A 6,529-nucleotide genomic window follows, 5' to 3' on the forward strand; every position below is an offset into this window, starting at 1 on the left:
AAAGCGGTACGCGAGCTGGGTTTAGAACGTCGTGAGACAGTTCGGTCCCTATCCGCTGTGCGCGTAGGAGTCTTGAGAAGGGCTGTCCCTAGTACGAGAGGACCGGGACGGACGAACCTCTGGTGTGCCAGTTGTCCTGCCAAGGGCATGGCTGGTTGGCTACGTTCGGGAGGGATAACCGCTGAAAGCATCTAAGCGGGAAGCCTGCTTCGAGATGAGGACTCCCACCCCCTTGAGGGGGTAAGGCTCCCAGTAGACGACTGGGTTGATAGGCCGGATCTGGAAGCACGGTAACGTGTGGAGGTGACCGGTACTAATAGGCCGAGGGCTTGTCCTCAGTTGCTCGCGTCCACTGTGTTGGTTCTGAAACCACGAACAACCCCACCCCACGGCCACGGGGTGGCGCGGTTGCGTAGTTTTATAGTGTTTCGGTGGTTTTAGCGTGAGGGAAACGCCCGGTTACATTCCGAACCCGGAAGCTAAGCCTTACAGCGCCGATGGTACTGCAGGGGGGACCCTGTGGGAGAGTAGGACGCCGCCGAACAAATATTATGAGGCTGGACCCCGAACTTCGGTTCGGGGTCCAGCCCTTTTTTGTTGGGCGTCACTTCCAGTTCACGTTACGCAACCAGCATCCGGAGCATGGGTACTGCTGCACTGCTCAGGGCCGCCGGTATCGGCGTCGGTGACGAGGTCATCGTGCCCGCGTTCGGCAACGTCGAGGTCTCCGAGGCCGTGGCGCTGACGGGTGCGGTGCCGGTGTTCGCGGACATAGATCCGGTGACGTACTGCCTGGACACCGCTGCGGTCGAGGCGGCCGTAACTCCTCGGACGGCGGCCGTGGTTGTCGTGCATCGCTTCGGGCGGCCGGCGGACATCGGGGGGACGCATGCCGTCGGGCAACGGCATGGGCTGCTGGTGCTGGAGTCGGGAGAATCCGAGGTGCCGTACGACGAAGTGGCTCAGCGCCGGCAGCGGGCCGCCTATCTCGACGCGAAGTTGCGGGGAGTGTGCACGCCCGAGGGCGGGGTGGGGCATACCTACCAGCAGTACGTGGTGCGGGTGCTGGGGAATGGGCGGCCGGATCGGGACGCGTTCGCGCGGGCCCTGCGGGCCAGGGGAGTCGACTGCCGGGTTCCGGTGAAGACTCCGGTGCATCGGCTGCCTGAATTCCGGCGATATGCCTCGCTGCCGGAGACCGAGCGAGCTGCTGATGAGACGCTGGCGCTGCCGGTGGAGGCCGGAATGACAAAGCGTGACATGCAACGGGTGGTGTCTGCCTGCAATACCCTCGGCGGACTGCTCCAGCCCGCTTTCTGAGGGTGGTTGGGAACACCGGTCCGATCGGGGTATGATCTATCCCGTTGCCGCGAGGGAAACCTCAAAAAGGTGACCGGCCCCTATAGCTCAGTCGGTAGAGCGTCTCCATGGTAAGGAGAAGGTCAACGGTTCGATTCCGTTTGGGGGCTCCACAGAAAGAAGCCTCCGCCCGGTTGGGCGGGGGCTTCTCTGCGTTTTGCAGGTGGTTAGTTGGGCAGTTCCGGGACGCGCATCGTCAGGATCGCCATGTCGTCGGACGGGGCGTCGGAAGCGAAGCGGTCCACCGCGCGCATGATGCGGGCGGCGACCGCCCCGGCGGTGAGGCCCGTGCAGGTGGTGAGGACCTCCATGAGGCCGTCGTCGCCGAGCATGCGGGTGCCCTCACGGCGTTCGGTGACGCCGTCCGTGACGCACAGGAGGACATCGCCCGGGTCGAGGGTGATGGTCTGCTCGTACAGTTCCAGATCCTCCAGGACGCCAAGGAGGGGCTGGGGTTCGGCGGCCGTCTCGACCGTGCCGTCCTGGCGCAGGCGGAGCGGGAGGGGGTGGCCGGCGCAGACGATCTTCAGTTCGGCGCTGCCGTCCTCGCGGGGGCGCAGCTCGCCGTACAGGAGGGTCAGGAAGCGGCTGCGGGCTCCCTCGTCGAGGATGGCGGAGTTCAGGCGCTGGAGGACGGCGGGGCCGCTCAGGCCCTCGCGGGCGAGGAGGCGCAGGGCGTGCCGGGCGAGGCCGGTGACGGCCGCCGCGTTGGGGCCCGTACCGCAGACGTCTCCGATGGCGAAGCCGTAGGTGTTCTCGCCGATCGGGAAGACGTCGTAGAAGTCGCCGCCGACTTCGTTGCCCTCGCCTGCGGCGCGGTAGATGACGTCGACTTCCACGCCGTCGATCTGGGGGAGGCCGGGTGGCAGGAGGCTGCGCTGGAGGGCCTGGCTGATGGCGGTGCGCTCGGAGTAGAGGCGGGCGTTGTCCAGGGCCAGGGCGGCGCGGCGGGAGAGGTCCTCGGCGAGTTCGAGGATCTCCTGGCGGAAGTGTTCGTCGGTGGGCTTGCCGAGGGTCAGCATGCCGATGACGCGGTTGCGGGCGACCAGGGGCAGAACGACGGTTTCGCCGCCGACCGCGGAGGCGGTGGCGAGTGTGGTGGCGATGCCGGCGGTGATGGAGGCGGGCTCGCTCAGGCCGAGGCTGCGCATGGAGGTGCGCAGGGCGGCCTGGTGGGCGGCTTCCGCGGGGGCGGTCCAGACGTGCGCGCCGGGGGTGGGGACCGGGTCGGGCGGGGGGATCTTCGAGAGCAACGACTTGATGCCGTCGATGAGTTCCTCGTCCTCGTGCAGGACGTAGGAGAGGTAGGGGTCCGCTGCTTGGTCGGCGATGGTGTAGACGGCGCACCAGGTGGCCAGGGTGGGGACGGTCATCTGGGCCATGAGGGCGAGTGTCTGGTCGCGGTCCAGGGTGCCGGCGAGCAGGTCGGAGGCTTCGACGAGGAAGCTGAGGGAGCCTCTGCGCAGGCGTTCGAGTTCGCCGAGGCGGGCCGATTCGACGGCCAGGGCGATGCGGTCGGCGGCGAACTGGAGGCGCAGAGCCTCTTCGTTGGAGTAGCGGCCGGGGGATTCGGCGGCGACGCCGAGGGAGCCGGTGAGGCGGCCCTCGACCTTGAGCGGGACGGTGACGACCGAGCGCATGCCGGTGCCGCTGAGGAGGGGGACGGCGCCGGGCACGGAGGAGAGGTCGTCGTGGACGGCGGGCATGCGGGCGGAGCCGTAGCGGCCGGGGCCGGCCTCGACGGGGACGCGGGCGAACCGCTGGCGGGCGGAGGGCAGGCCGGTGGAGGCGCGGACCTCCAGTTCCGTCTCGTCGTCGGTGGCCAGGAGGAGGAAGGCGGAGTCGGCGTCGAGCATGTCGCGGGCGCGCTCGACCGTGCGCTGGAGCAGGCCGTCCAGGTCGTCGGGGGCGGGGGAGCCGATGAAGACCTCGAACGGGTCGCTGCTCTGTCCCTCCGCGTTGGTGGTGGTGTCGGTCGTGGAGACGCGCGCCGGGGTCTGGAGCACCGCGCGCTCGTGGTCGCGGACCAGGAGGCAGACGGTGGAGGGCTCGCCCTCGGTGTCGCGGACGCGCAGGTGCGAGGCGTAGACGGGGACGACCCGGCCGGCCGCGTCACGGATGCCGTAGCTGCCTTCCCAGCGGGAGAGCTGGAGGGCTTCGGCGATGCCGGTGCTGGTGCCGGGGGTGTGCGGCCAGGCGGCGAGATCGGTAAGCGGCTTTCCGGTCACCTGTTCGGAGGGGTAGCCGAAGACGTCTTCGGCGTCCTCGTTCCACGCGGAGATGGCGCCCGCGCGGTCGATCTGGATGACGGCGACACGGACCCGGCCGTCGGCGAGCGGGAGCAGCTCGGCGGGGAGGCAGGGGCCGGCGGCGCGGGTGCCCACGGCCCGTTCGGGGAGGTCGAGCCGGAACCAGACCTGTTTGTGCGTGGGCGTGTAGTCGACGCCCCAGCGGCCGGCCAGGGCGGCGCAGAGCTGGAGGCCCCGGCCGCCTTCGCGGTCGAGGTTGCCCATGGCGGTGGACGGGCCCTGGAGCGGGATCTCGCGCTCGGGGTAGCGGTCGGAGACCTCGACGCGGACTCCGTCGTCGCTGCGCAGGCACAGGACGTCGGCGGCGGTGCCCGCGTGGACCACGGCGTTGGTCACGAGTTCGCTGGTGAGGACCACGGCGTCGTCCACGATGTCGGCGAAGCCCCAGCCCTGGAGGGTGTCGCGGACGAAGGAGCGGGCGGACGCGACCGAACGCCCGACGGGCTCGAAACTGGCGTCTGCCCGCGCGGTGATCACAGAACTCCTCGGCCGCTCGTCCGTGTGCGGGGCTCCATGGCCGACCGGCTCGCGCCGTGACTGCGACGGGAGCCCGCCTGTCGGCCGGGGGTCCGGGGGGTGTCCCCCGGGAATCAGTCCGGTGGTCATGGTGACGGCCGCCCCTCCGATGCCCGCTCGTTCTCGTACCACCGCCCAGGCCGGACGGACCGGCGTGGCTGGACAGCCGCATGCAAGGTTACTTACCTTCCCCGTCCACGCGGATGCCGGTCACCGGTGTTTCCGTCCGGAGGGTGTGCGGACGGTGTGCGAAGCTGCCGAACTGTTATGGCCTGGTTCAGCCGGGGTGAAACACTGGGCAGGCTTCCGGTGAAGGTCCGGGCGGGCCGAGTGCGACGCGCGCGAGATGGGCAGCAGCCCTCAGTGCGGTCCCCGTGGGCCGTCCCGGAGCCGGGCGGTGAGGTGCGGCGATGCCGTACGGCAGCGACCCGGTACACGGAAGTGCACGACCGGAATCACCCGAGCACAGCAGAAATGGTCGACCCCTGCGGGAGGGACACAGTGGAGTCTGGCGCAGCGACGCGGAGCACGAAGACGCGCGCGAAAGGCGGACAGTCCCCGACGAACCAGCGTAAACCACGCACCGGGACCACCGAGGTGGACACGGCCGCCCTGGACCGGCTGATGACCGCTCTGGTGGCCATGCGGGACGGGAACTTCCGCAAGCGGCTCACGGTGTCCGGCGACGGCGTGATGGCGGAGATCGCCGCCGTCTACAACGAGGTCGCGGAGCGCAATCTCCATCTGACCGGTGAGCTGTCGCGGGTGCGGCGCGTGGTGGGGCGGGACGGCAAACTCACCGAGCGGCTGGAGGCCGGGGCCCTGGAGGGCTCCTGGGGCGCCGCGATCGACGCCTCGAACGCGCTGGTCGACGATCTCGTGCGGCCGGTCTCCGAGGTCGGCCGGGTGCTGTCGGCGGTGGCCGAGGGGGATCTGTCGCCGCGCATGGAGTTGCGGGCGCAGGCGGCGGAGGGGCCGGGGCATCCGCTGCGGGGTGAGTTCCTGAAGGTCGGGCGGACTGTCAACAACCTTGTCGATCAGTTGTCGACGTTCACCGACGAGGTCACGCGGGTTGCCAGTGAGGTCGGGACCGAGGGCAAGCTCGGTGGACAGGCGCGGGTGCGCGGGATGTCGGGTTCGTGGAAGGACCTGACCGAGTCCGTCAACACGATGGCGAACCGGCTGACCGCGCAGGTGCGGGACATCGCGCTGGTGACGACGGCGGTGGCCAAGGGCGATCTGTCGCGCAAGGTCACGGTCGACGTGGCCGGCGAGATGCTGGAGCTGAAGGTCACCGTCAACACGATGGTGGACCAGCTCTCGGCGTTCTCCTCCGAGGTGACCCGGGTCGCGCGCGAGGTGGGCACGGAGGGCGAGCTGGGCGGTCAGGCCCAGGTGTCCGGAGTGGCCGGGGTGTGGAAGGAACTCACCGACTCGGTCAACACCATGGCAGGAAACCTCACCGCCCAGGTGCGGGGAATCTCACAGGTCACCACCGCCGTCGCCAATGGTGATCTGTCGCAGAAGGTGACCGTGCAGGCGCGCGGCGAGGTCGCGCAGCTCGCCGAGACGATCAATCAGATGACCGAGACGCTGCGGATCTTCGCCGACGAGGTCACGCGCGTGGCGAACGAGACGGGCGGCGAGGGCCGGCTCGGCGGACAGGCGAACGTCCCCGGCGCGGCCGGTACCTGGAAGGATCTGACCGATTCGGTCAACACGGTCTTCCGGAACCTGACCACACAGGTGCGGGACATCGCGGCCGTGACGACCGCCGTGGCCAGCGGTGATCTGTCGCAGAAGGTCACCGTGAACGTGGCCGGCGAGATGCTTGAGCTGAAGAACACCGTGAACACGATGGTGGATCAGCTCTCGGCGTTCTCCTCCGAGGTCACCCGGGTCGCCCGGGAGATCGGGGTCGAGGGCGAGCTGGGCGGTCAGGCGCAGGTGATGGGCGCGGCCGGTACCTGGAAGGACCTGACGGACTCGGTCAACACCGCCTTCCGCAACCTCACCGGGCAGGTGCGCAACATCGCCCAGGTGACCACGGCGGTCGCCAACGGGGATCTCTCCCAGAAGGTCACCGTCGATGTCTCCGGCGAGATGCTCCAGCTGAAGAACACCGTGAACACCATGGTGGACCAGCTGTCGTCGTTCGCCGAGCAGGTCGTGCGGATGGCCCGGGAGGTGGGCACGGAGGGCCGGCTCGGCGGGCAGGCGCAGGTGCCGGGGGTCTCCGGGACCTGGAAGGAACTCACCGACTCGGTGAACTCCATCACCGGCAATCTCACCGCCCAGGTGCGGCAGATCGCTCAGGTCACCACCGCCGTGGCGCGTGGTGATCT

Annotated in this window: 3 protein-coding genes, 1 tRNA gene and 2 rRNA genes; 5 read left to right on the plus strand and 1 reads right to left on the minus strand. The window is 69.2% G+C overall.

Annotated elements, in window-relative coordinates:
* The 4 genes from ACFRFC_RS28670 to ACFRFC_RS28685 all read left to right on the plus strand — a co-directional run.
* Positions 1-337: ribosomal RNA gene (locus tag ACFRFC_RS28670) — 23S ribosomal RNA — on the plus strand; the annotation flags it as partial.
* Between the two features lie 90 nt (positions 338-427).
* A 5S ribosomal RNA gene (gene rrf / locus ACFRFC_RS28675) occupies positions 428-544 on the plus strand.
* A gap of 113 nt (positions 545-657) precedes the next feature.
* Complete coding sequence (locus ACFRFC_RS28680) at positions 658-1,320, plus strand: DegT/DnrJ/EryC1/StrS family aminotransferase (protein ID WP_382692701.1); 663 nt, start codon at positions 658-660, stop codon at positions 1,318-1,320.
* Between the two features lie 76 nt (positions 1,321-1,396).
* Positions 1,397-1,472: transfer RNA gene (locus ACFRFC_RS28685), tRNA-Thr, on the plus strand.
* A 54-nt stretch (positions 1,473-1,526) separates the two neighbouring features.
* Here the strand turns inward: ACFRFC_RS28685 and ACFRFC_RS28690 are convergent.
* Complete coding sequence (locus ACFRFC_RS28690; protein ID WP_382692695.1) at positions 1,527-4,274, minus strand: SpoIIE family protein phosphatase; 2,748 nt, start codon at positions 4,272-4,274, stop codon at positions 1,527-1,529.
* Positions 4,275-4,781: 507 nt separating this feature from the next.
* Between ACFRFC_RS28690 and ACFRFC_RS28695 the strand changes: the two genes are divergently transcribed.
* Positions 4,782-6,529 (plus strand): HAMP domain-containing protein (locus tag ACFRFC_RS28695; RefSeq protein WP_383112665.1); only part of this gene is annotated, 1,748 nt, incomplete at its 3' end.

The organism is Streptomyces sp. NPDC056734 (assembly GCF_042790455.1).
Lineage (GTDB): Bacteria > Actinomycetota > Actinomycetes > Streptomycetales > Streptomycetaceae > Streptomyces.

Coding starts and splice junctions, on each gene's coding strand:
- ACFRFC_RS28690 (WP_382692695.1), bottom strand. CDS start 4,274: ATGACCACCGGACTGATTCCCGGGGGACACCCCCCGGACCCCCGGCCG.